This is a genomic window from Dyadobacter sp. CY343, assembly GCF_021390335.1.
Classification (GTDB): Bacteria; Bacteroidota; Bacteroidia; order Cytophagales; family Spirosomataceae; genus Dyadobacter.
In genome coordinates this window covers 109999-133234 of sequence record NZ_JAJUXK010000004.1, presented here as the reverse complement: position 1 = coordinate 133234, position 23236 = coordinate 109999, and the positions used below count along the sequence as shown (strand labels likewise).

The window sequence follows — 23236 nt, the reverse complement described above, 5'->3', positions numbered from 1 at the left end:
TGTAGCTCCTGACAAAATCAGGATTATCCAGCCATTTGAAAATCTCCATTCCTGATATCAGTGATTTTGGCTGTGATCTCGGATAATAATTGATGATATGCTTGCCATTCGATCAAATCATCCCATGCTTCAAAGTTCTCAGAAGAAGCATTTTCAATTTGATTTTCGAAGGATTGCAGGTCAGTATCATACTTCTTTTCCAGAAATGAAATCTTATCTGAATACACTTGCTTCTGCGACAGATAGTCAAGCAAAACCCAGTTTCCAATTTGTTTTTTACTTAAAGTCAGCACAATATCTCTTTTTTGGAGTTTAACAAATTTAAGTATTGTCTTATGCTAAACAAGTTGCGAGCTTGTTTTGTTACTAAAATCCTTCTCCGGAATATCAGGACAGCGTTTTTCATGGTGAATTCGGAGGGGTGAAAATTTAATGTGACTTTTTATGGAAGCAGACGTCTAAACAGAGTTCTCGATTTGGGAACTTTTGTTATTTTTGACTATGCACATTCATGAAAAGAATTTTTGCTAAGAGTACGTTGGTCCAGTATTGGCAAATCCATCCCGAAACGGAGCAATACTTGAAAATCTGGTTTGACACAATTTTGAAGAACGATTTTAAGTCGCCGGCTGAAATTAAAGTTACTTTCGGAACTGCCAGTATTTTGAAAAACGGGAGGATTGTATTCAATATCAAGGGTAATTCTAACAGGCTGGTAGCACATTTTAATTTTAGTAAACAGCTCGTTTAAATCCGTTTCATTGGCACGCACAACGAATACGACAGGATTAATGCAAATACGATTTGAAATATGCTTAAACTAATTAAGACAGAAGATGAATACCGAACTGCGTTGAAGCGGCTTGGAGAACTTTTTAATGCAACTGCCGGCACTCCGGAAAGTGATGAGTGTGACGTACTTGCGTTGCTCGTAGGGGCTTATGAAGACGAACATTATCCAATCGGCGAACCTGATCCTATTGAAACGATAAAGATCCGGATGGAAGAGATGCAGTTGAAGCAGATTGATCTTGCGGAGGCGGTTGGGGGAAAAAGCCGGGTGTCGGAAATATTAAACAAGAAGCGTAAGTTGACAGTTGAAATGATCAGAAATCTTTCGGTGCTGCTGCATGTATCCGTCAATAGCCTGATCGCCGATTATCAATTGTCCCGCTAAACTTGCTGCACGGGCGCGGGCAAAACGAGAAAATATTACCTTTGCCGCATGAATTTCAAAGAGCAATTATCCGGCTACCCGATATTGGAGATGGTGGCGAAGGCTGCGGCTGAGCTGGATGTAGAGGCATACGTGATCGGTGGGTTTGTAAGGGACCTGATACTCAAAAGGAATAGCAAGGATATTGACATCGTTTCCATCGGAAGCGGCATTGAACTGGCCGAGCTTGTCGCCAGTCAGCTTGGGCCGGATGTTTTTGTCAGCATTTACAAAAGTTTCGGAACAGCCCAGATCCGGCAGGGTGATTTGGAAATCGAGTTTGTAGGCGCCAGAAAAGAATCTTATCGCGCCGATTCGCGCAAGCCGGCAGTAGAAGACGGGACGCTGGCGGACGATCAGAACAGGCGCGATTTCACCATTAACGCAATGGGGATCAGTCTTAAAAAGGAAAGCTTCGGCGAGTTGATCGATCCGTTTGATGGTGTTAAAGACCTTAAAAAGAAGATCATACGAACCCCACTGGGGCCTGAAATCACTTTCTCCGACGATCCGCTGCGAATGATGCGGGCGATCCGTTTCGCCAGTCAGCTCAACTTTGATATTGAAGCGGATACTTTCGATGCGATCGTCAAAATGAAGGACCGTATTTCCATTGTTTCTGCGGAGCGGATCTCAGACGAATTGAACAAAATAATTCTTTCCAAAACGCCTTCCTACGGTTTCAAACTGCTATTTCATTCCGGCTTACTGGCTATCATTTTTCCTGAAATGATTGAGCTGCAAGGCGTGGAAAACATTGAGGGAAAGGGACATAAGGACAATTTTTACCACACTTTGCAAGTCCTCGATAATGTGTCCCACACCACCGACGACCTCTGGCTCCGCTGGGCGGCGATCCTGCACGATATTGCCAAGCCGGCTACCAAGAAGTTTGACAAAAAGATAGGCTGGTCATTTCATAATCACGAAGAAGTGGGCGCGCGAATGGTACCAGTCATTTTCAGGCGGATGAAATTGCCGCTGAATGAAAAAATGCGCTTTGTGAAAAAGCTCGTGCGGCTGCATTTAAGACCGATCGTTTTGTCGAAGGAAGATATTACAGACTCTGCAATGCGGCGCTTGCTCGTGGAAGCCGGCGAGGACATTGAGGCGCTGATGAAACTTTGCCGGGCGGATATCACCTCCAAAAACCCCGAAAAGGTTAAAAAATACATCAGTAACTTCGATCTCGTTGAACAGAAGCTGAAAGACCTGGAAGAGCGTGACAAGCTGCGCAATTTCCAGCCAGTGATCACCGGTGAAATGATCATGCAGACTTTCGGGTTGAAACCTGCGAAAGAAGTCGGGATTATCAAAGAAATCATCCGCGAGGCGATTCTCGAAGGCACGATACCCAATGAATATGAAGCTGCTTTTGCTTTTATGGTGGAAGAGGGTAAAAAAATGGGTTTTTCTGTGCAGTGACCCGGCACATATTTTATAGCATAAGGCGCATATTTATAACTTTACCAAAAACATCTTCTCTTCACCAATTCAATGGAAAATACTCCGTTCAAGCGTTTTTTTGGCGCGCTTTTGACGATTCTCGGCATTTCAGTTCTGCTTTTCGCCTGCATCGCATTTCTTTCTGATAAACCAGTACTTGGGCTGACGGTTTCCAAATGGGAATCGATCGTGCCTTTTTTAGTAGGTACCGTATTTCTGCTCACGGGGGTCAACCTGGTCAAAGGCTAATTTGATCTTACCAAACCTGCGCCTACCGTGCAATCAAGGCACTTTTTGGGCAAACAATAGTTATTATACCATTCTATCAGCGCCTGGGAATCGGCAGATGTTTTCACCCGCATTCCCAGCGTCGCCCACTCTCTGGTGATCCGGTTGTTCTCCGAAGGAAGCTGCGAAAGCCAGTCAATCGCCTTATCGAGCAGTTCGGGTTGCTGGCGCTGTCGGGCAAAGGCGACCAGTACCGGAATAATACCATTGATAGTCAGCAAAGAGCCGGCATCTTTTCCCATGAAAGGCACGGGTGTCGCCGCCTTTTTATCGAAAACATAATGTCGGATCCAATAGTCCGATTGTCTGAGCTGGAACAGGTCCTCCATTTTTTCAAATGAATTCACCGAAATAATAGTCGAGAACAGGTTGCCCTCTATGCTGAGCAGTCGCGCCAGCTGCGCCAGCCGGATCGTAGGAAAGCCGGCCGGCCGCAGTTTTGCGAATTTCCATTCGTGCGGCTGCATTACTTTGTCGGCCAGCTTGTATTTGGTACTGAAAAAACGGAACTCATTTTGCAGCGACCGCACATAAATGTCTTCGGATTTTTCAGGAATAAGACCAGCAGAACCAAAAAGAATAGCCTCAACGTCCAGCAGCCGGTCGCGGTGTTTTTGGATAACTTTCAAAGGCACAATCTGAGTTAACCTGAGAAATGCGGGATCATTCAATTTGAATCCGAAATGCATTCCCAGCCACTGATAAGCTGTTTCTTCCCAATCATTGCGGTTTTTTTCTAACAATTCCATCACGGCCACAGCTTTTCTGTCCAGCCTTTCCAGCAACACGCGGTCGAGCATCGCGTACTTATGAATCTCGTGGATTTCAGAGAACATACCCGCACACGGGATCGTATCGCCCATATCCTGCAACAGCGCATATCTCTCCATAATGGAATTTTTCACTGATCCTTTGAGCGCCAAAGTTGGTACCAGTGTCCCGTCCTGCCGCATTACCGGCTTGTCATTTTCCCAAACCAAATGCAGGATCACGCTTTCATAAGCCGGGTCGGAGTCGTGCGTGTGGACAAACCAATCAGAGGAGCGCACATGGATTTCAATGCTTCCATACCAATGCACATCGTCGATTACCACCGCGGCTTCCAGGAAATCGGGGCCGGCGTTGTTGTTTCTATGGCCGGTACGGACTACGGAAATGCGCTTTTGCTCGTCTGTGACAAGATTTGTGCTTTCAAAATACTGGAAACGCCAAACGAAACTCAGAATCTCTTCATTCATCATAACAAGGGACAGATACGTGTGATTTGCTAAATATTGGTTTTGATTTCTTTGTCTAAACCTGATTAGTTTCTGTTCTTTGTACGCTGTTTTCGTCCTTTGGTATCGTATTGTTGAAGTGAAAAGTTCTTTTGTGCGCCGTCTGCGATTTATTGTTTTAAGGTTACTGCTCCTGTTTTTCGGAATTTCAATTATTTGGGTGGTCATTCTCAGGTTCTTACCAGTTTGGGTAACTCCGTATATGCTTTCCAGAAAAATTGAAGCTTTCAGGGAAGACAAGGAAACTGAGCTTTTTCACGACTGGGAACCCTACGAGAATATTTCGAAAGAAGTGGCTTTGGCAGTAATTGCTTCGGAGGACCAGAACTTTCCAAGGCACTGGGGTTTTGATTTTGACCAGATTTATAATGCTGTAACTGAAAAGCGGAAGCGCGCGCGCGGAGCAAGTACCATTTCCCAGCAGGTTGCTAAAAATATCTTTTTGTGGCACGGCAGGAGCTATATCCGGAAAGGTTTGGAAGCCTATTTTACGGTTTTGATCGAGCTGATCTGGGATAAGGAACGCATTCTCGAAGTATATTTAAATGTGGCCGAAATGGGAGAAATGACTTTCGGCGTGGAGGCGGCTTCACAGCGCTATTACAAGAAATCGGCGCAAAATCTCACGAGATATGAAGCGGCGCGCATTGCGGCGGTACTTCCCAATCCGATCCGTTTTTCTATTAAAAACCCCTCAGGCTACGTCAATAAGCGCACCGGCCAGATCGTACGGCAAATGAAATACCTGGGCGGGCGCAAGTATCTTAACAATTTGTAAGCCGCTATCTAATCTCTTTTTTCGGCTCGCGCGAGGAAGCTGGCGTGGCCGGTTTGACCGATTCGCGGGAGGAAGGTTTGGTCAAACCTTTGGTTGAAGCAGGTTTTTTGCGGGAGTGCCCGGGCTTCTTTCGCTTGACCGGCTTTTTTGCGGGCCTGGCAGGTTCCACCTGTTTCACAATAACCGGCCTTCCATTTTTGTCGAATGCAGGAACGCGGTAGCTGACCGATCGCGATTTTGGGTTTCTTTTGACAAATAATGCAGAACCTTCACCCGCCGTTGCTGGTCGTGAATAAGTCGTTTTGTAGTCTCCTCGATTGGATTTCGTGCGTACAATAATCGATCTCGACCGAAAATTTGCGCTGTAATACTGCCCGTACCAGGCCGGGTTCCGGAAATATTTCCATTTCCGGTAGCGGGCATTGTACGATTTGTGCAAGTGATAATGGTAACCATAGTACGAATGCCAGTACCGCGGCCGCCAGGGTTTCCAGTAAGAAGGATAATACCGCCAGCGCCACGGTGAGTTCCATGCTGAGTAACCAGGAGAGAAAACGTAACGCACCATCGGCCAGGTGGCTACCGACACAGGATTGCTCTGCGCCGATTTAACCGTTTCTAAGCCTGTATAGCCCGGATTCGCAGTTTCCGTATTGTTTGGTTCCAGAATATAATCCTTGCCATACAAGTCTTCGTCGCCGACCAGCTGGATCAGCACTTTGCCGTCGCTTTTCTTTTCAATGAAAAAAACGGCTATGTTCTGGTCCTCATTTTCGCTGACAGCCGTTTTTAATGTGATGGTGTGAATATCCCCACTTACCTTGTCAGACACGCGAATGTAGTCGGTACCTTCGTCCCCGTTCAGGTCGAGATTGTTGATTCCCGCCTGTTGGGCATTCAGGCTTCTTTCGAAAGCTTCCAGGGTTTTGGATTCCTGAAAAAGCTTCATTACGGCGTATAAATTGAGATTATCTCCTGGTAAATCGAGCTTTTCTGTTTCAGACTGGGCGAATAAATGAGCAGTTATGCCGCATAAAAACAGTGACAATACGAAGCGTAACAATTTTTGCATACCGTTGAGATAAGGGCCGGGTTACGGTCCCTCGAAGCGTTGAGATTACCAAGAAACCTCAAACTAAGCAATTTTCTTCCATTTCACCCAGGCGCCGCGCAACATTACTTTTCTGATCGCTCACTGAACCAGGGTAACTTTCGCGCCTTTTCTGAGTGTATTATGTATCTCTGCAACCTCATTGGTGTGCCTGATCAAATCATCGATTGCCGCTTTGGATGCGTCCGAAGTTACTTTTGCGGCGTATTGAAAGTTGTCTCCAGGCTGTCCGTCCGCGCCGAATTCGGCGGTACAATCCACCTCCACGCCGGTTACTATGATGTTCATTTTGGCCGCCTCACGATAAATATCGTTGCAAAAACACGTTGCTAATGCGAGTAGAAGCAATTCCCCGCCGTTAACCGAGGAGCCATAACCTGTCGGCTTTGGCGCAATCTGAATGGATTTGGCAGATCCATTAGTTTCAAGGAGAACCGAGTGTTGATTGAATTCACTTTGAATGCGGGCAGATATTTTCATAAAAATCCTGTTAGAATGCTGTTTACTGCGGAGTCTACCAGCCAAATCCATAATCTTCCCCATGGTTGCTGGACCCGCCCCAGAAGCTGCCGTGTTGCCAGTCAAAGTAAATTGCATTGATCGGGCCGCTGGTCCTGGGCTGGTAGGAGAGTTTGTAACCCATTTTGGATAGCTCTTTCCTGGTCCAGTCGGGCATCGATTCGTTCAATATCAGTCCGCCCGGAATCTTTTCGTGCGCCCCGAAGCTGCCGTACATTTGCAGCGTTTTAAAACTTGGCGCTTCCGTAGCTTCCTGCACAGTCATACCAAAGTCAACCATATTCAAAAAGAATTGCAGCAGAAGCTGATCCTGCTCGTCGCCCGCTTGCTTGGCAAATGAAAGAAACGGCTTTCCGTCTTTTAACGCGAGACTTGGCGTGAGCGTAACACGCGGCCTTTTGCCCGGTTCCACCACATTGAAAGGATTTTCACGGGCGTCGAGCACGAAAGATTGCATCCGCTGGCTCAGCCCTACGCCCGTATTTCCGGCAATACAAGCCGGCACCCAGCCGCCGCTCGGCGTAATGCTCACCACCCAACCCTCTTCGTCAGCCGCCTCCACCGAAGTGGTACCCGCCGTAAATTCCTTCATAAATTGCTCGCTGGGTCCGTTTTGGTTTTGATCTAGTACCGCATGAAAATTACCCCACGTTTTAAGCTGGTCGGCGTACGGATTTTTCTTGCCCTCGAAGGGGTAGGGATCACCCGGAAGCACTTTTGCGTCATTCTTTTCCAGGTCAATTTGCTTGATCCGCTCCTTCGCATATTCTTTCGACAGTAACCCTTTCATCGGCTCTTCGGGCGCAAATGCCGGGTCGCCATAGTAAAAGTCACGGTCGGCGAAAGCGAGGTTCATTACCTGGTACAGGGTATGCACATATTTTGACGAATTATAGCCCATCCCTTTCAGATCAAAGTTTTCAAGCATATTGAGTGCCTGCAACATCACCGGCCCCTGCGTCCATTGCTGCATTTTATACACATCAATACCCTTATAATTCGTCATTAGCGGCTCTTCGATCTTCACTTTCCAGGTCGCGAGATCCTGTTCGGTGATCAGCCCGCCTTGTTCCTGGGTACCTCTGGCGATTTCTTTGGCAATATCCCCTTTATAAAACCGGTCATAAGCTGCATATATCGCCTCTTTTCTAGTCTTCCGTTTTTTGAGTGCCTGCTGCTCCGTGTCTACCAGCTTTTGCAGCGTCGCCAGCAGATCTTTTTGCACAAAAATCTCCCCGGCGTCAGGCGCTTCTCTTGGCTGCCCCAAATGCGGCAGGAAGATTTTGGTTGAATAGGGCCATTTTTTGATCTCAGCTTTATCGCGCTCAATCGCATTCGCAGTTTGCGCCTCGATCGGATAACCCTCCGCCATTTGCATAGCCGGCGCCAAAACTTCTTTCAGGCTCATAGTCCCGTATTCTGCCAATATCGTCATCAATCCGCCCGGCGTTCCCGGCGTAGTCGCGGCCAGCGGACCGTATTCCGGCGGGTATTTCATTCCTTTCTTTTTGTAAAAATCAGCCGTCGCGCCGGTCGGAGCCACGCCCATCGCGTTGATCGCAATCACCTTTTTTGTTTTTGGATTGTAGATCAAAGCCTGCGTTTCGCCGCCCCAGCTCAGTACATCCCACATCGTGCAGGTTGCAGCCAGCATAGCGCAGGAAGCGTCGACTGCATTCCCGCCTTTACTAAAAATCATCGCGCCGGCAGTCGCGGCCAGTGGCTTTCCGGTAATCCCCATCCAATGTTTCCCATGTAGCGGCGGTTTTTGGGTTGTCACGGGGAAATTGTTAAAAGACTGGCTCCACGCAAGGAAAGACGAGGTAGTGATCAATAGGGCCGAGAATAGAAGTTTTATTTTCAATGGGATCCCGCGGTTTGATTAAACTGTATATAGTAAAAGTCGTGAAAATTTAGATTAAAGTTTTCGCTGAAATCTCAAATTTCTTTGGTAACCGGCTTGGTACTAGCCGCTTTTTGCAGTATTTCGCGGCTATGAAAGATCAGAACCCTCTCGCAGAAGCGCCCGTCAAACCACTGTTCTTCAAATATTACGCTCCGGCGCTGATCAGCATTCTTTCAGTTACAGCGCATCAGGTGATCAATGGTATTATCCTCGGCAGGCAAGTGGGTAAGGAAGGTTTGGCGGCTGTCGGGTTGTACGGATCGGTATTGCTCGTTTTTATCGCGCTCACCTTACCGATTATGGTCGGCGGCGGGATCATGATCAGTAAAAATATCGGCGCGGCCGATTATCCGAAGGTGGGGAAGATATTCAGGTTTGCCACCACGCTCGGTTTGCTATTCGGCGCTATTATCGCTTTGTCCGCCCCATTCGTCGTAAGGCCCATAGCCGATTTCCTTGCTGGTGCTGAAAATGAACAGATTGCGCAAAGCACCTCAGACTACATGCTGTGGCAGCTCGTGGGACTACCGTTTTTCTTTATACGCATGTTTTGGAGCAATTTTGTGAGCAATGACGGTAACCCGAAAACTGCCCGGAATGCCTCGTTACTCGCGGTTTTTGTGAATATAGTCCTCGATCTGCTCTTAATTGTAGTGTTTTCTTTTGGCGTAACCGGCGCGTCGATAGCTACAACGCTGGCCATTTTCTCGGGAACCCTTTTCCTGTTTTTTCATATTCGAAAAGGAAAAGGGTATGTGAATTTTCGACGCTTCCGCTTCACTTTACAGTTGCAGGAATGGCGGGAGTTGCTGCGTCTGGGGGTACCTTCGTTTGCGTCGGAAATTGCTTTTTCTACTGGCTTGCTGATCATTAACCGGCGGGTTGTGGCGCACGGTGCGCTGGCAGTTGCTGCTTTCGGAATGATCAATTACATCAGCTTTATATTCCTGAGGTTTTTTACTGCCGCCATGATCGCCTGCCTTCCTATTATTTCCTTCAATCTCGGTGCGCAGAAGTTAAGCCGGGCGCGGGAAGTCTTTCTTTTTGCCCTGCTGTTTACATTCCTTCTTGGTATCGCCGTCGCCGCAGCCGGTTTTGCATTTCCGCAGCCGCTGGTCACCCTGTTTTCCGGGAAGGAAACAAAGGAATTCGGAGAAATAGCGACTAACGGTATTGGGTGGTATTTCACCCTTTTTCTAGCTGCCGGCCCAAATTATGTCCTTTCCGCCTATTTGCAAAGCACCGGCCAGACCACTGTTTCCATTATCATGAATGTGTTGAAAGGAGGCTTGCTGGTCGCTTTGTTCGCCTGGATTTTGCCTTATTTTTTAGGTTTAAATGGAGTCTGGCTCGCGAGAGGCGTAGCCGAAATTGTGTCTTTGCTATTGATAGGTGGATATTGTTTATCCACCGGAAAAGGATTTGTAAAACCTGCCGAAATTTCATAGCATTTCCTGGTTGCCCGTTCCAGAATGTAGCTGAGGATTTCATTATATTGCTATTGATTATCCAGGAAATAATCCGGCGATTTTCTAACCAATTATCCAGCTCAGCGATGGCACAATTCAAGACACTTTCATCAAATTTTCACGTCAGCACACTGGTGGAGCACGGTACGCTCACCTTTTTTCTTGACGGTAACCAGATTATCAGCGCAAGGGATTCCATCGATTCGAAAACGATGATCCTTGAAGCAGGCAGGCACGAATACCAGTGGCAGGTGAACGGAAAGGACAATTTAACCCGGTATTATATTCGGATGACGAGCAACGGCGTGGCAGTGCCCGGGACGGGAGTCGGGCCCAGGACCTTGAAAGGCGGAGATACGGATTTTAGCGGAGGGGAATTTCAGGTCAGCTAACTCAGATGCAGGATATGAAAAATCGATTTTTACAAATTTTCCTGATTGCGGGCATATTAATGGGCCGGGAAAGCCACGCGCAGAACACGGAAGATTGTTCGAATCAGGAGACAGTTATCGCCAGAAAAAACCTGAACGAAAAGCTACAATCCAATAATAATGTTGCCAATGCAGGTACAGTGAGCAATCTGCCCAGCATTAGTCTGACTTCACTTTTTTCCGACACACAAGCCGAGGCCAAATTTTCTGTCAATGCGGGTGAAAGCCTTTTTAATATTGGTCTTTCACAATCATTTTCTGAAAAACCCGGATCCGCTACTTTTCTGGATTTGGAAGGCATCACCACCGGGACCACATTTTCGGTCGCCTGGCAGCGGACCATCGGACGCACACTTATTCCGACGAAGCTGCCGATCACTGACTTGCGGAAATTTATCGAGGTGAAACAGAAAGTGCGTGAGCGAAAGAAAATCGATCCGGCCAGCGATGTAACATTTCTGGATATGGACGAGGCCGACAAAAAGGAATTGATTGAAGCCGGCGCGATCAATCTCGATGCTTTTGAAACGCCGTGGATATTCACAGCCAGGTTCAGCGCCAGTCGCGTCGGATTCGACTACATCACCGATTCGCTTGCTGTAAGGCCTTCCGCCGCGACCCGCGTTGGGAAAAATTTTAATCTTGCATTTTCCAAATTCGAAAATCTTTATACCTATTATTCTTTTTCGTACAGCCTGATCGTCAACTATGCAAGCGGAAGCGACGTGCTCGACTATTCGTTTCCGGTCGGGAGCAATGGTCACGCATTCAGCTCGGAGGTCACATATGGAGCGCCGGCAAAAAGTATCGACTCGCGGATCAAAGCCGAGCTCCGACAAATGATAACCAGGGATAGAATACCGGTACTCGGACTTAATCCGAGCGTAACCTGGATTGTCAAAAGTGAAAAGCTTAATCTCGATATTCCGGTATATTTTCTCACGAAGCGGGAAGACGGTAATTTCAACGGATTGCAGGCCGGGATAAAAATTGGTTACACCAGCCGGTTTAATGATAGTTTCTTCAAAGATATGGTCGATCTGAAATCTCAAAAAGTCTATTTCGGCCTTTTCGTCACGAAACCATTTCTCGTAAAAAATTGAAAATGTTTAGCTTAGTTTCAAGTGAGAATTATATATCGCACAACCAACAGAGCATAGACTGGAATCATTATTTTTGATTGATCATCATACAAAAACTGCAAAAAACATGCCGGAAATAGTCGACCTCGAAATCTTTAAGACAAACCTTGAAAAACGCTTCAAAAATAAGAAGCTCCAAAAAGTGGAAGTCGGTTCCGGCGCCAAGATCGAAGCTTCCGAAAAGGATTTTGAAAAAGCACTTTCCGGTAAAAAACTGAAAAGCGTCGACCGGAAAGCCAAGGAACTATATTTCAATTTCGGTGACGATCAGGTTGTTTCCATGCATTTGATGTTACACGGTCAGCTCAGTACGCCTGAAACTTTGCCCAAAGCATTTGTCGCTGCTTTTGTGTTTGAAGGTACCGAGCCACTGGTGTTGTCTGATTATCAGAAAGCAGCCAAGATCTCACTCAATCCGAAGGAGAATCTGGTTGTAGATGCACTTTCCGGTGAAATGACACCTGAATGGCTGGAAGCACAATTAAAAAAACGCAGGTCGCCTGTGAAGACAGTAATTTGTGATCCCAAGATCATCGGCGGTATTGGTAATGCATACGCAGATGAAATCCTTTGGGAAGCAAAAATCCATCCCGAGTCCGTCGCCAATCAAATTCCTGCAAAAGAAGTCCACAAGCTTGCAAAAGCAATAAAAAGCGTTGTCAACGATTCTATTGAAAAGATCAGGAAGTCAAATCCGGATATCATCACAGGCGAAATCCGCGATTTTATGGTGGTACATAATCACAAACGGAAAACCAGCCCGACCGGCGGTGAGATCAAAAATGCGACGGTAGGCAGCAGAAAAACTTACTATACCGACGAGCAGATCAAGTATTGATCTGCTTTCATGCATTAAAATAACGCAGCCTGAACAAACTGTGCGCTTGGCAGTCCTTTCAAAGGAAAACGCTCCACGATCTGGAATTTATCACCTTTTACGAGTGACCTCCTAAGCAGCTGCATTTCATTGACCTGAAAGCTGGCCGAAAATTGCTGGTACCTCCACTCAAACCATGCCTGGTCAAGCTGCTTTTCAGTCATATTACGCGCGATCGTATAATGCGGGTCTGTGCAGTATTCGTGCTCTGCCGGCGACCACTGCTGAATATGTTTATCAATATCTGTTTTCAGGTTTTTTACGATTTCCAGTATTTTCCCTGAAGCAGGCGCAGCTACGTCTACATACATGGTACCGCGGTCATATTTATCAAAACCATTGAGTTCCATTTTAAACGGAGCGGAGGTTTCTGCCACTTTTTTGCATCCCTGAATAACCCGGTCCACTTTACTTTCATGGATAATGCATTGCATTAAAGCCATGTGCGGAGTCAGGTTGGAAGCGAACTTACAACCGTAACGCCGCTCAAAAAACTCTTTTACACTCGTTATATGTGCCTTCGTCACCTCGTCGCAAGAGAAGATCAGAAGGTATTCCAGCATGTGATTGCGGATACTGGTTAAGGTACTGGGATGATTGTTGTTGATGTGAATACTTTTCATCTTGTAGTCTGTTGAATGTCAATGATTAGTAACACTACAAAAATAGCAATGATATAATAAGTATCAAATAAATGATCGTAAAAATATCATAATTATTTAAGCAACAACAGATTTAGAACGCAGAAGTAGCGAATACACTGCGTCAGAGCACTTTATAGCTTTATATTTCAGAGAAAAAAATCTTAATAGATAACCGGGCCAGTCTGGATACGGGCCAATATTTCAGTCAGCACTTTGGGTGTCAGTGGTTTGACGATCAGGTCCTGTACTTCGCTGAGCGACTGCGCCCGGGCAAAGTCTTCTTCGTCATTTGAGGAGCTTACGATAAAGATATGCACCTTCTTTTGAACCGTCGGAAGCAGCTTACCAACAGCGTCGAGAAACTGCCAGCCGTCGAGAACGGGCATGTTCAGATCGAGCAGGATCAGGTCGGGAAGTTTGTCGGGAGTACCCAGGTTTTCATTGAAAGCGTCGATCGCGAGCTGCCCGTTATTGAAGTAGTTGGTTTGTTCCGCGATCGCCGACCTGCCGATGATGATGTTGACGGCAAAACGGTAAATCTCGTCGTCGTCCACTACCCAGAGGTTAGTTACTTTATCCATTAAATATTATTTTAAAAGCTGATCCTACACCCGGCTCACTTTCCACTTCAATTTTCCCGCCCTGGGATTCAATCTGCGTTTTTACCAAAAATAAACCTACTCCGTGCGCGTCACTGCGGTTGTGAAAGGTTTTGTAAAGTCCGAACATCTTTTTACCGTGCAGCGCCAGATCGATTCCCAGCCCGTTGTCGCGGCATTCCAGTACCGTTTTTTCATCCTGATCCTGGTAACATTTCAGCTGGATATGAAGCGGGCTGTCCGGTTTCCGGTATTTGATCGCATTGGATACCAGGTTAGTGATAATGCTTTCGAGGTAAACTCTTGGAAATGACACAACCGTTTCCTCAAAATAAATATCAACCACCGCATTATTCATATTCAGATCCGTATGGAAAATACCCAGCACTTTCTCGGTGATTGTTTTCAGGTCGATCAGTTCGGATTGTACCACACTTTCCTTGATCTTGATCGCTTTGGAAAGATCTTCCAGCGTGGAATTCAGCCCATTTGAAACATCCTTCATTTTCTCAAAAAGCAATGCATTCTCCTCGTCGAGCTTCTCCGGGTCCACGAGTGTGGAAAGCAGTACCATATTGGTAGCGTGATTCCTGATATTATGGGATAGGATATGCGTGAAATTCTTCAACTGCACATTATTCTGAGTAGTGAGTTCGAGCGATTTGTTCAATGCAAGCTCGGCATTCTTGTAACGATCAATATTCATAAAAATCCCGCGCAGCTTCGTCACCTTGCCATTTTCGTCAAACAGCGGCCGGCCCGTGGATCTTACCCACACTGATTTTCCTGTCAGCGTAGTGGCTACCAGTTCTTCATCCCACTCCCGCCCTGTTTCGATAGCCGCTGTCACCGCTGCTTCTGCGATTTTCTTGTACGGTTCCTGAACGTGGCTGTATAAACTTAGTTGGTTAAGCGGATAGTCGTCGGGAAGTTCCAATATGTCATACACCGTTTTAGACCAGGTTCTTACCTTCGTAATAAGATCCGTTTCCCAGCCGCCCACCTCGCTGATCCGCCCCGCCTCCGACAGCAGGAACTCACTGGCAGCCAGCTTTTCCTCCACTTCCTTTCGCTTTACGATCTCGCATTCGAGGTCGCGTACAGATCGGAGGCTGCTGATCAGCGGCAGCATTTTGTATAATGCAAAAACTGTGACGATCGATACAATTGCGGTTGCCAATCTGAGCAGTGCGCTCAGCCGGTAAGCCGGCCACCAGAATATCGTGGCGTCGATTAAATGGGTTAGCCCACAGAGAAGGATAAAAGCTATAAAAAGCAGAAAGATCCTTTGGAAAGGGGAGTCATTGCGTCGGCGGATAACGACGAGAAGCAATACGGGAATCGTAAAATAGGCTGCGCCGATCCCGATATCGGAAAGGATGTAGAGCCAGCCGTGAAAGTCCGACCAGCTGCCGCAGTACCACCTTGCCGGAAAATCGCTTGTGTTGGAAACACTTGAAAAAAAAGTGGAGATCTGATCTGATAGCGGTGCAGCCGCATTAATCGGGGGTAAGGGCGTTTTACATAATGCAATATTTGCAAGTTGATCTGCAACGTGTTGCGTGCTATCAGGTTTCAAGAGAACTTTTTAGAGGACGGGTGTATCGAGGCTGTAAGATAGTATTTTGTTAAGAAAGATCAATTTGCGGTTTTAATAAAACCCGGAATATTCTCATACTAAGTAAGATATGGCGGCGTTGATTGCATTGTAACCGATTGTTCTAAAACCTTCAACTTAATCTGTTTGCTATGAACGGAAAAATCCTGCCCCTGAGTTTTTTCTTGTTGAGCTGTGCACCGGCCGTCGCACAGTCCGTCGGCATACCTGTCGGAATGCCGGCAATGCTGGAAATCAACCCCGATGCCCGAACTGGCGCGATGGGTAATGCAGGCGCCGCATCGAGCCCTGACGCCAATGCGACCTATATCAATTCCTCGAAACTGGCCGCTGCCCAAGAGGATTTTGGGGCCTCCGTTTCCTACACGCCCTGGCTGCGAAGCCTGACGGACGGAATGTGGCTGGGCTACGCAAGTGCCTACAAGAAACTGGGTGAAAAACAAGCGGTTGCCGCGTCAGTTCAGTATTTTGATTATGGTACAAATGCGCCCTTCGGTATTTCTAGCAATGGGCAGGATCTGGCTTTGAGCGCCATGTATTCCAGACAGCTTGGGCGTAACTTTTTTATGGGACTCACACTAAAATACATTTCGTCTGACTTGGGACAGGCTGTCATTTTGGGAACTCCCCTTGAGCCGGGACGCACGGCAGCTGCAGATATCAGTGCCTATTACCGGAAACAGATTAAAAGTGAATCTACGGGAGAAGATTTCATCTGGTCGCTGGGAGCTGTGGTGTCAAATATTGGTGAAAAGGTCGATTACGGTGGCGGTATGGAATCTTATTTACCTACCAAACTCAGGGTAGGAGGCGGGATATCTTACACGGCGACTGGCCGGCATAGGATAAACGTTATTGCTGATCTGAGCAAGCTGCTCGTACCAACTCCCAATGTGAACGGAGTTCCCTATTCAGGTACCTATTTTGACGCCATTTTCCGATCATTTTCTGACGCGCCGGGCGGTTTTAAGGAGGAAATGCAGGAAATCAAAATCGGAATGGGAGCAGAATATTGGTATAACAACGCGATTGCATTGCGGGCTGGTTATTACCATCAGGATAAGCGGAAAGAAAATGCGAGATTCGTCACAGCCGGTGCCGGTGCGAGGATTCTGAAAAAATTCCAGGCGGATTTCGCGTACATTTTTCCAACCGTAAGTGGGAGCCCGCTTAGTAATACTTACCATGCCACACTATCATTTTATTTGAGCGGAAAAAAAGGGTAAAGGCTATCTGAATTGTCACTCAGCAAACAAAGTCAGGCAGTCGGGATTTGCGTATAACACTATACGTCTAAGTTTCGGGCTGCGTCATTTCAGTTCAGATGCGAAATGCTGCAACTAATACAGCATATCCGACGATCTGGAAGAAATGACTGGCTATGAGGCGTTTCGAGTGACAATTTTTGTGTAGCCATGAAAAAAATAATTGTCATCTTAATCGGGATATTATTCCCTGCTGCTTTCGCGGCGGCTCAGCCAGACTGGGTCGTCGCTACTGAGAAAGATGGTGTTAAAGTATACAGCAAAACGGTTCCCGATTCCCGGATCAAAGCATTAAAAGCCGAATATGTGATGGAGGCTACGGTGGAGGAAATATTAGATCTGTTGGTTGATATTCCGGCTACTACCAAATGGATGTGTCACGCCAAAGCCTGCGTTTTGCTGAAAAAGATCTCGGAGCAGGAACTCTATTATTATACTGAAGTAAGTCTGCCCTGGCCGCTTGATAACCGTGATTTCGTGACACATTTGAAGATCACACAAGACCCTGTCACTAAAATAGTCACCGTTAACTCGCCGGCTGTCGCGGGTGAAGTTGCGCCAAAAAAAGGGCTGGTGAGGGTAAATCATTCGCAAAGTGTGTGGAAGATCGTACCAGCGGGCGAGCGAAAGGTGAAGCTCGAATATACCTTGCGTACAGATCCCGGCGGGCTGATCCCGGCCCACGTTGTCAATCACTTTGCCCGGCAGGCACCGGTTGAAACATTCCTGAATATGCAGGGAGAAATCCGTTCCAGGCGGGAAAAGAGGAATGCAAATGCCGCAGCTAAATCTGCCGGAGCCTATAAGTAACTAGCCCGCTTTCAATGCTTTCCACAGATGTAAGATGCGCGCCGCGGCTACAAAGGCACAAAAGGCACGCAATTTTAGACGGTTTTGAAAGGAACAAGCAAACATTCACCATGGGAAAAGGGAAAGAACTTTTTGGTCACTACAATGATCTTGCAAAGGAAAAAGGGCCGGGTACTAAGGAAAGTGCGTATGCCGGTATTCTTTTTCAGGCATTATTAATGGTCGGCGAGCGGCGCACATTCGAGTTGCTGGAAGAGGCGGACGAACAGGGAAAAAAGCTAAAATTGCAATACCCCGACAGTTCGAAAAAGGGCGAAGCGCCCAGCGGAATCGTGCTGGAATGATGTTGCTGGAATAGTTATTTAGCAGAATGCGTTTTTCAACAGCTAAAACCAGCTACAAATCATGAAAACTGCAATCTTATCAATAGCAATGTTTCTTCTGACCGCGACCGGAGCCGCATTTGCACAGTCTACAACTCAATCAACCAACCCTAAACAAAAAGCTACCGGCGATACCGCAAGTAACTCTGCCGGAAGTATCCAGGGCGAACGCAGGACCACTGACGGAAGAGGAAAAGAGAACCAGGGAGGCCCCGCGACAGCAACTCAGGCGGGCCGCGCGACCGGCGCAGGCAAGCGCAGTGAACCAGGTGGAAAAAGTAACGGAGATGCAACAGGCAAAACCAAATTGCCGGGCAACCAAAACGAAGCCACTAACCAGTCGGGTAATGCAGGTGGTAGCAAAAGCAAAACACCAAAATCCACTCCAAAGCAAGACTAAGGTCGGTTTTGAAGCAGTATATGAGCGAAATCCCTGTCTGGTACAGGGATTTTTTTTGTTGAATATGCTGAACTAGTTTTTTGCCTCCACTACTGCCATAACCAGCGTGGCTGCATTGGCTGCTGCGATATCATAAAAGTTGCCCATATCCTCGGCCGCGTGGTCGTCGGCATTGTCGCTCATGCTCCGAATGATCAGGAAAGGCACATTTTGTTGAAAACAAGTCTGCGCGATGGCCGCGCCTTCCATTTCGGTAGCGGCCGCATTCAAATCTTTCCGCAGCCGCTCAGCTGTTTTTTTGGAGGAAACAAAAACATCACCTGTAACGATAATACCTTCGCTCACCGCCGGCACGCGGGTTCCTGATTTTCCTGCTATCTGATTAAATTTTAGACCTTTCGAAACCTTAATTGCTTTTTGTACCAGCGCGGGATCACATTTGAAATGCGTAGGATTGGGCTGGTCGGTGAGGGGATTTTTAGTTGCCCAATAATCCATTTTATCATCGGTCAATGCGCCGAAATCGTGGTAAGCGATCTCCGTACCGATCACAATGTCACCCGGGCGCAATGCCTGGTTCACGGCACCTGCAATGCCGGAAAAAATGATCTGGCGGGGGCGGAAATGGTCGAGCATGATCGTAGTGGTGATCGCCGCATTCACTTTGCCCACACCGGTTTGCGCGACCACCACTTTCCGGCCTTTCAATTCACCGGTTATAAACCCGACAGAGCGGATCACGGTATCTTTCGGATTGACCATATTTGCCCTCAAAAGCTTCAACTCAGGCGGAAAAGCCCCGAGTATTCCAATTATTTCCTGCGCATTCGACTGAATTTGAACAAAACAAAAAACCAGGAGCAGTAATACTTTTTTCATGAAGAGATTTAAAAAATTAACGCGAGTACCGCGAATAAGTCGATGATTATCAATGCTAATGTAATTTCTCTGGCGCGGCCCGTTAAAATGTGCAGGGCTGTCCAGCTGAGAAATCCCCAGATAATACCCTGGGTAATGGAGTAAGTAAATGGGATCAGTACCATCGCGAGAAATGCGGGAAAAGCTTCGTGCAGCTCGTTCCAGTTAATTTTCACAACCGGTTTCATCATAAAAACCCCAACTAAAACCAATGCCGGCGCCGTAGCAATAGCCGGGATCGCGCTTAATAATGGCGATAAAAATAGAAATGGCAGAAATAAAATCGCGCCCGTAATAGCTGTAAGGCCCGTTCTTCCGCCTTGCTCAATGCCTACCGCAGATTCAATATAAGCTGTACCCGGGCTGCTGCCGGTAAGTCCGGCGACGGTGGTTGAAAATGCATCTACGATCAGCGATTTCCTGATATTGCGCGGCTCGCCGTTTTCGTCAAGTAGGTTTGAAGCTTCCGCCAGACCGACAAATGTGGACAGGCTGTCGAACATATCCGTAAACACAAATGCGAGGATAACGGGCGCCAGGCTCCATTTCAGCGAGTTGACCAGATCGAGCTGAAACAATAAACTGAAATCCGGCGGGGCTACCAGGTTAGTGATTGTGATCACCGTTTCAGTACCTCCCCACCAGCGTCCGATCGGCCAGGCGAGGAGGCTGGTGAGCACGATACCTATCAGAATGCTTCCTTTTACATTTCTTATTAATGGAACCACTGTGAGTAGCAGGCCGGCAATGAAAGTGAGTGTGGATGCATTGAGGTTACCCAGGCTAACCATCGTAGCCGGACTTGCGACGATGAATTTTGCATTTGAAAACCCTATTAATGTAATGAAAATACCTATCCCTGAGGCGATTGCATACCGGAGCGGCTTTGGGATCGCTTTTACAATATAGGACCTTACATTAAATATTGAGAGCAGTAAAAAGAATATCCCCGACCAGAAAACAGTGCCCAATGCGACCTGCCAGGTGAGTTTGTACGTAAACACCGCCGTGAAAGTAAAAAATGCATTAAGGCCCATTCCCGGCGCGACGAGGATCGGGTTATTGGCGTACAGCCCCATCATCATCGAACTGAAAAACGATACCAGGATCGTAGCCGTTAAAACCGCTGAAAACGGCATGCCCGTCTGGCTGAGTATCGACGGGTTGACAACGATAATGTAAGCGGTGGCCAGGAAGGAGGAAAGTCCGGCGAGGATTTCGGTGGAAACAGACGTATGATCTTTTCTTAGCCGGGAAAAAGAAAACATAGGAGTGCGGTTTATTTCAAATATATTGATTTATATCGAATGAGGAGGTTTAGGTACCCGCCGACTTTTGGACTAGATCTTTTAATTCGTTCTTACATGTCTCAGTTTGTTAAAAATCAGGTCAGGAAGTGGGGAGTTGTTTCTGTTGTGGTGTTGTCCCTCGCGACTGTCTTGCTTACCAGTTATACCAAATACCAGCATATTGCCTCCGATCAGCCCGATTCGTCCAAACTGGCCGCTTTCGTAGAGCCGAGTTTTCCATATATCTCTACTTCCGTCGATGCCCGGAAGATCGGCGCGGGTTTCCCGACTGATAACCAGGCGGCGCGCACGCTTGCATTGCAGCTGGGCGACAGTGCGTATGTGTGCTTTGATACCGATCAGTTGCGGTGGTCGGTGGCGTGGACAGGTAATTTTTTGCCTATGGTTTTAATGGCGCAGATATCTTACAAAAACTTCTTTAATAAGAATAACGCTATTGCCAGGCTGACGGGCGAACCCAAGATCGCGACGGGCAATTATGCCGGCTGGACTATTGGAAAGCCACTTTTCAGGAATGGAAAGCAGGAAAACGAGCCAACCTGGAAAGCACTGCCGGCGGACCAGGCGCGGTGGAACGGATCGTACGTGGTAGGCTCAGAAGCCATTTTGCATTACACGGTTGGGAATTCGAAGATCTACGAGTTACCGGGCAGTTTCAAGTTTGGGGACCAAACGGTGTTTCGTCGGAAGCTGCGGGTTGAAAGTGTTGAGAAAGAGCTTTATATGATAGCTGCGGAAGTCAGTAACGGTTCTACCGGCGAGGTGAAAGGGAAGACTGCGTATATCTACCAGGGTGCAAATAAAGATAGTGTGACAGCCATTTCAATTGCCGGCAAGGTAGGCTGGTCGCTAGAAATCAATGAGAATAAATATGTCACGGTTAAATTCCCTCCGGCTGCCAAGCAATCACTAGGCATTATTGTGATGTGGAAAGGGCCGGCGAAATTGTTGAAAGCATTCGAAAAAGCGGCGCGTTTGCGCCCCGAGCAGCTACCTGATTTTGAAAAAGGTGGCCCTGCTGCGTGGAAAGAAACAATTACTACGGCAGGAAAGCTATCTCCGGATACCGCTGCATTTGTTACCGACCAGCTGACCTTGCCCTTGAATAACCCCTGGAAACGAAACGTGAGGGTAGCAGATATCGCATTCTTTCCCGACGGCCGGGCTGCGGTGGTGACGTTTGAAGGGGATGTGTGGACTGTTGAGGGTATCGACAAGAATTTGCAAAATATCAAGTGGAGAAGGTTCGCGTCGGGCTTGCACGAACCGTTGAGCATTGAGGTGGTGAAAGATTTTATATATGTATTTGACAGAAACGGAATCGTAAAACTGCACGATCTGAACAACGACGGGAATGCAGACTATTACGAGAATTTTTCAAATGTAATGTCGCAATCCGCAGAGTCGCGGGAGTGGGCGGCGGACCTGGTGTACACGCCCGACGGAAGTTTTTATGTGGCCAAAGGCGGAAGCCTGAGCAACGGCCCGGGAATGACGGCTGCAACCTCTGGAAAAGGATTCCGCACGGGCTCGGATCAGAATGGTACGATCCTGAAAATAACTGCTGACGGAAGAAAATCCGAGGTGATCGCGACGGGTTTACGCGGCCCGTATCTGGGTTATAATTCGAAAACAGGCGTTTTGACAGCAACTGATCAGCAAGGTAACTTTGTGCCGTCGACGCCCATTTACGTGATCAAAAAAGGGGACTATTACGGTGTTACCCCGACTGCGCACCGCACTGATAATCCCGAGATCGCCCCTCCGCTAACCTGGATCCCTCACAGCGTCGACCGGTCAAGCCTGGGCCAGGCCTGGGTTACAGGTAACAAAATGGGGCCGCTGAATGGTAGTCTGATCCACTTTTCATTTGGTACGCCCGGGCTTTTCCGCGTGTTGATTGACAGTACTTCCAGGATTTTACAGGGCGGCGTTTCCTACATCAATGCCAATTACCCGGCGCCTACTTCGAAAGGTGCATTGAATCCGGTGGATGAACAATTGTATGTGACCGGTTTTAATCTTTGGGGATCTGCATCGGTCGGTATCAGTTCGTTAATTCGGCTTCGTTATACCGGCAAGCCAAGTTATCTGCCAAATCAGTTTCACGCTGGTAACCAAGGTATTATCATTGGTTTTGATTCAGAAATAGATAAGACTTCTGCACTGAATGCTGCGAATTTTGACATAAAAAGATATAACTATAAGAGAACCGAAGAGTACGGTTCGGGCCACTTTAAGCTTGATGGTAGTACGGGTGAGGAGCTACTGCCGGTTGCCGGGTCTTATCTTTCGGCGGATGGAAAAAAAATATTGCTGCTCGTTCCGGATATGAAGGAAGTAATGCAAATGGAAGTAGGGTATAAGCTGAATGCAAAAGACGGCCGGAAAATGAACGACCATTTTTACTTTACCGTGAATAGCTCAGACGATATGGATTTGAAAAAGTATGGTTTCGAGCATGTGGATTTGGCATTGCTGACTTCGAAAAAAGCTGAGATAGCGACGCAGCCTGCGAAAACGGAAATAGCCTCCGCCGAAAAAGGCCAGGAGATATTTCAGAAAATGGCCTGCGCCGGCTGTCACTCGCCCGGTACCAAAACCGACGGGATGTACGGCCCGCCCTTCAAAAATCTATACAAATCCGAGCGGATATTTGACGACGGCACCAAGGTCGTTGCCGACGAAAAATACCTCAGGGAATCGATCCTAGAACCTTCAAAAAGGATTGTAAAAGGGTATAATGAGGAAATGCCCTCGTTCGTAGGCGTTTTGACGGATACTGACATAGAGTCCGTGATCCTGTATATTAAAGCGCTAAAAAAATAA

General features: G+C 47.3%; 24 protein-coding genes. 14 read left to right on the top strand and 10 right to left on the bottom strand.

What is annotated here, in order from left to right; all coding sequences use genetic code 11:
- Positions 1–23: 23 nt before the first annotated feature.
- Positions 24–293 carry a hypothetical protein gene (locus LZG94_RS12410; RefSeq protein ID WP_233792210.1) on the bottom strand — a complete coding sequence of 90 codons (270 nt, stop codon included), beginning with the start codon at positions 291–293 and terminating at the stop codon, positions 24–26.
- A 218-nt stretch (positions 294–511) separates the two neighbouring features.
- Here LZG94_RS12410 and LZG94_RS12405 point away from each other — a divergent pair, with 218 nt between their 5' ends.
- From LZG94_RS12405 to LZG94_RS12390, 4 genes are all read left to right on the top strand, one after another.
- A complete protein-coding gene (locus LZG94_RS12405; protein WP_233792209.1) occupies positions 512–751 on the top strand; it encodes a type II toxin-antitoxin system HigB family toxin in 240 nt (79 codons plus the stop codon).
- A gap of 60 nt (positions 752–811) precedes the next feature.
- A complete protein-coding gene (locus tag LZG94_RS12400) occupies positions 812–1177 on the top strand; it encodes a type II toxin-antitoxin system HigA family antitoxin (protein ID WP_233792208.1) in 366 nt (121 codons plus the stop codon).
- Between the two features lie 48 nt (positions 1178–1225).
- On the top strand, positions 1226–2641 hold the full coding sequence (locus LZG94_RS12395) for a CCA tRNA nucleotidyltransferase (protein WP_233792207.1): 1416 nt from the start codon (positions 1226–1228) through the stop codon (positions 2639–2641).
- 72 nt (positions 2642–2713) lie between these two features.
- Positions 2714–2911, top strand: coding sequence for a hypothetical protein (locus tag LZG94_RS12390; RefSeq protein WP_149641352.1), 198 nt, complete (start codon positions 2714–2716; stop codon positions 2909–2911).
- Here the strand turns inward: LZG94_RS12390 and LZG94_RS12385 are convergent.
- Positions 2908–4191 (bottom strand): DUF2851 family protein, encoded by a 1284-nt coding sequence (locus tag LZG94_RS12385; protein WP_233792206.1) that lies wholly within the window; start codon positions 4189–4191, stop codon positions 2908–2910. The genes LZG94_RS12390 and LZG94_RS12385 overlap by 4 nt on opposite strands.
- A gap of 115 nt (positions 4192–4306) precedes the next feature.
- On the opposite strand from LZG94_RS12385, the gene mtgA reads away from it, so the two are divergent.
- Positions 4307–5005: a monofunctional biosynthetic peptidoglycan transglycosylase gene (mtgA, locus tag LZG94_RS12380; RefSeq protein ID WP_310589866.1), complete on the top strand. Its 699-nt coding sequence runs from the start codon at positions 4307–4309 to the stop codon at positions 5003–5005.
- Positions 5006–5009: 4 nt separating this feature from the next.
- Here the strand turns inward: mtgA and LZG94_RS12375 are convergent, their stop codons facing one another.
- The 3 genes from LZG94_RS12375 to LZG94_RS12365 form a co-directional block, all read right to left on the bottom strand.
- Positions 5010–6077 carry a hypothetical protein gene (locus tag LZG94_RS12375; RefSeq protein ID WP_233792204.1) on the bottom strand — a complete coding sequence of 356 codons (1068 nt, stop codon included), beginning with the start codon at positions 6075–6077 and terminating at the stop codon, positions 5010–5012.
- Between the two features lie 120 nt (positions 6078–6197).
- On the bottom strand, positions 6198–6596 hold the full coding sequence (locus LZG94_RS12370; RefSeq protein WP_233792203.1) for an OsmC family protein: 399 nt from the start codon (positions 6594–6596) through the stop codon (positions 6198–6200).
- Positions 6597–6630: 34 nt separating this feature from the next.
- On the bottom strand, positions 6631–8376 hold the full coding sequence (locus tag LZG94_RS12365; RefSeq protein WP_233793111.1) for a gamma-glutamyltransferase family protein: 1746 nt from the start codon (positions 8374–8376) through the stop codon (positions 6631–6633).
- Between the two features lie 254 nt (positions 8377–8630).
- Between LZG94_RS12365 and LZG94_RS12360 the strand changes: the two genes are divergently transcribed.
- The 4 genes from LZG94_RS12360 to LZG94_RS12345 all read left to right on the top strand — a co-directional run bounded on the left by LZG94_RS12360 (position 8631) and on the right by LZG94_RS12345 (position 12421).
- Positions 8631–9989, top strand: coding sequence for an MATE family efflux transporter (locus tag LZG94_RS12360; protein WP_233792202.1), 1359 nt, complete (start codon positions 8631–8633; stop codon positions 9987–9989).
- 107 nt (positions 9990–10096) lie between these two features.
- Positions 10097–10402, top strand: coding sequence for a hypothetical protein (locus LZG94_RS12355; protein WP_233792201.1), 306 nt, complete (start codon positions 10097–10099; stop codon positions 10400–10402).
- 14 nt (positions 10403–10416) lie between these two features.
- Entirely contained in the window at positions 10417–11544 is a 1128-nt protein-coding gene (locus tag LZG94_RS12350; RefSeq protein WP_233792200.1) for a hypothetical protein, read from the top strand.
- Between the two features lie 106 nt (positions 11545–11650).
- Positions 11651–12421, top strand: coding sequence for an Fpg/Nei family DNA glycosylase (locus tag LZG94_RS12345; RefSeq protein WP_233792199.1), 771 nt, complete (start codon positions 11651–11653; stop codon positions 12419–12421).
- 14 nt (positions 12422–12435) lie between these two features.
- Here the strand turns inward: LZG94_RS12345 and LZG94_RS12340 are convergent, their stop codons facing one another.
- The 3 genes from LZG94_RS12340 to LZG94_RS12330 all read right to left on the bottom strand — a co-directional run bounded on the left by LZG94_RS12340 (position 12436) and on the right by LZG94_RS12330 (position 15282).
- Positions 12436–13083 carry a 2'-5' RNA ligase family protein gene (locus tag LZG94_RS12340; RefSeq protein WP_233792198.1) on the bottom strand — a complete coding sequence of 216 codons (648 nt, stop codon included), beginning with the start codon at positions 13081–13083 and terminating at the stop codon, positions 12436–12438.
- A 182-nt stretch (positions 13084–13265) separates the two neighbouring features.
- A complete protein-coding gene (locus LZG94_RS12335) occupies positions 13266–13685 on the bottom strand; it encodes a response regulator (protein WP_233792197.1) in 420 nt (139 codons plus the stop codon).
- The gene (locus LZG94_RS12330) at positions 13678–15282 is read right to left on the bottom strand and encodes an ATP-binding protein (RefSeq protein ID WP_233792196.1); all 1605 of its coding nucleotides are present in this window, start codon (positions 15280–15282) and stop codon (positions 13678–13680) included. Before LZG94_RS12330 ends, LZG94_RS12335 begins: the two co-directional genes overlap by 8 nt.
- 170 nt (positions 15283–15452) lie before the next feature.
- On the opposite strand from LZG94_RS12330, the gene porV reads away from it, so the two are divergent.
- The 4 genes from porV to LZG94_RS12310 all read left to right on the top strand — a co-directional run bounded on the left by porV (position 15453) and on the right by LZG94_RS12310 (position 18179).
- On the top strand, positions 15453–16547 hold the full coding sequence (porV, locus tag LZG94_RS12325) for a type IX secretion system outer membrane channel protein PorV (RefSeq protein ID WP_233792195.1): 1095 nt from the start codon (positions 15453–15455) through the stop codon (positions 16545–16547).
- Positions 16548–16736: 189 nt separating this feature from the next.
- Positions 16737–17396, top strand: coding sequence for an START domain-containing protein (locus tag LZG94_RS12320; protein WP_233792194.1), 660 nt, complete (start codon positions 16737–16739; stop codon positions 17394–17396).
- Positions 17397–17410: 14 nt separating this feature from the next.
- Positions 17411–17740, top strand: coding sequence for a hypothetical protein (locus LZG94_RS12315; protein ID WP_233792193.1), 330 nt, complete (start codon positions 17411–17413; stop codon positions 17738–17740).
- A gap of 61 nt (positions 17741–17801) precedes the next feature.
- Positions 17802–18179: a hypothetical protein gene (locus LZG94_RS12310; protein ID WP_233792192.1), complete on the top strand. Its 378-nt coding sequence runs from the start codon at positions 17802–17804 to the stop codon at positions 18177–18179.
- 72 nt (positions 18180–18251) lie between these two features.
- On the opposite strand, the gene LZG94_RS12305 is transcribed toward LZG94_RS12310, so the two are convergent.
- Entirely contained in the window at positions 18252–19058 is an 807-nt protein-coding gene (locus tag LZG94_RS12305) for a 5'-methylthioadenosine/adenosylhomocysteine nucleosidase (RefSeq protein ID WP_233792191.1), read from the bottom strand.
- Positions 19059–19066: 8 nt separating this feature from the next.
- The gene (locus LZG94_RS12300; RefSeq protein ID WP_233792190.1) at positions 19067–20365 is read right to left on the bottom strand and encodes an NCS2 family permease; all 1299 of its coding nucleotides are present in this window, start codon (positions 20363–20365) and stop codon (positions 19067–19069) included.
- 96 nt (positions 20366–20461) lie between these two features.
- On the opposite strand from LZG94_RS12300, the gene LZG94_RS12295 reads away from it, so the two are divergent.
- Entirely contained in the window at positions 20462–23236 is a 2775-nt protein-coding gene (locus tag LZG94_RS12295) for a DUF6797 domain-containing protein (RefSeq protein WP_233792189.1), read from the top strand.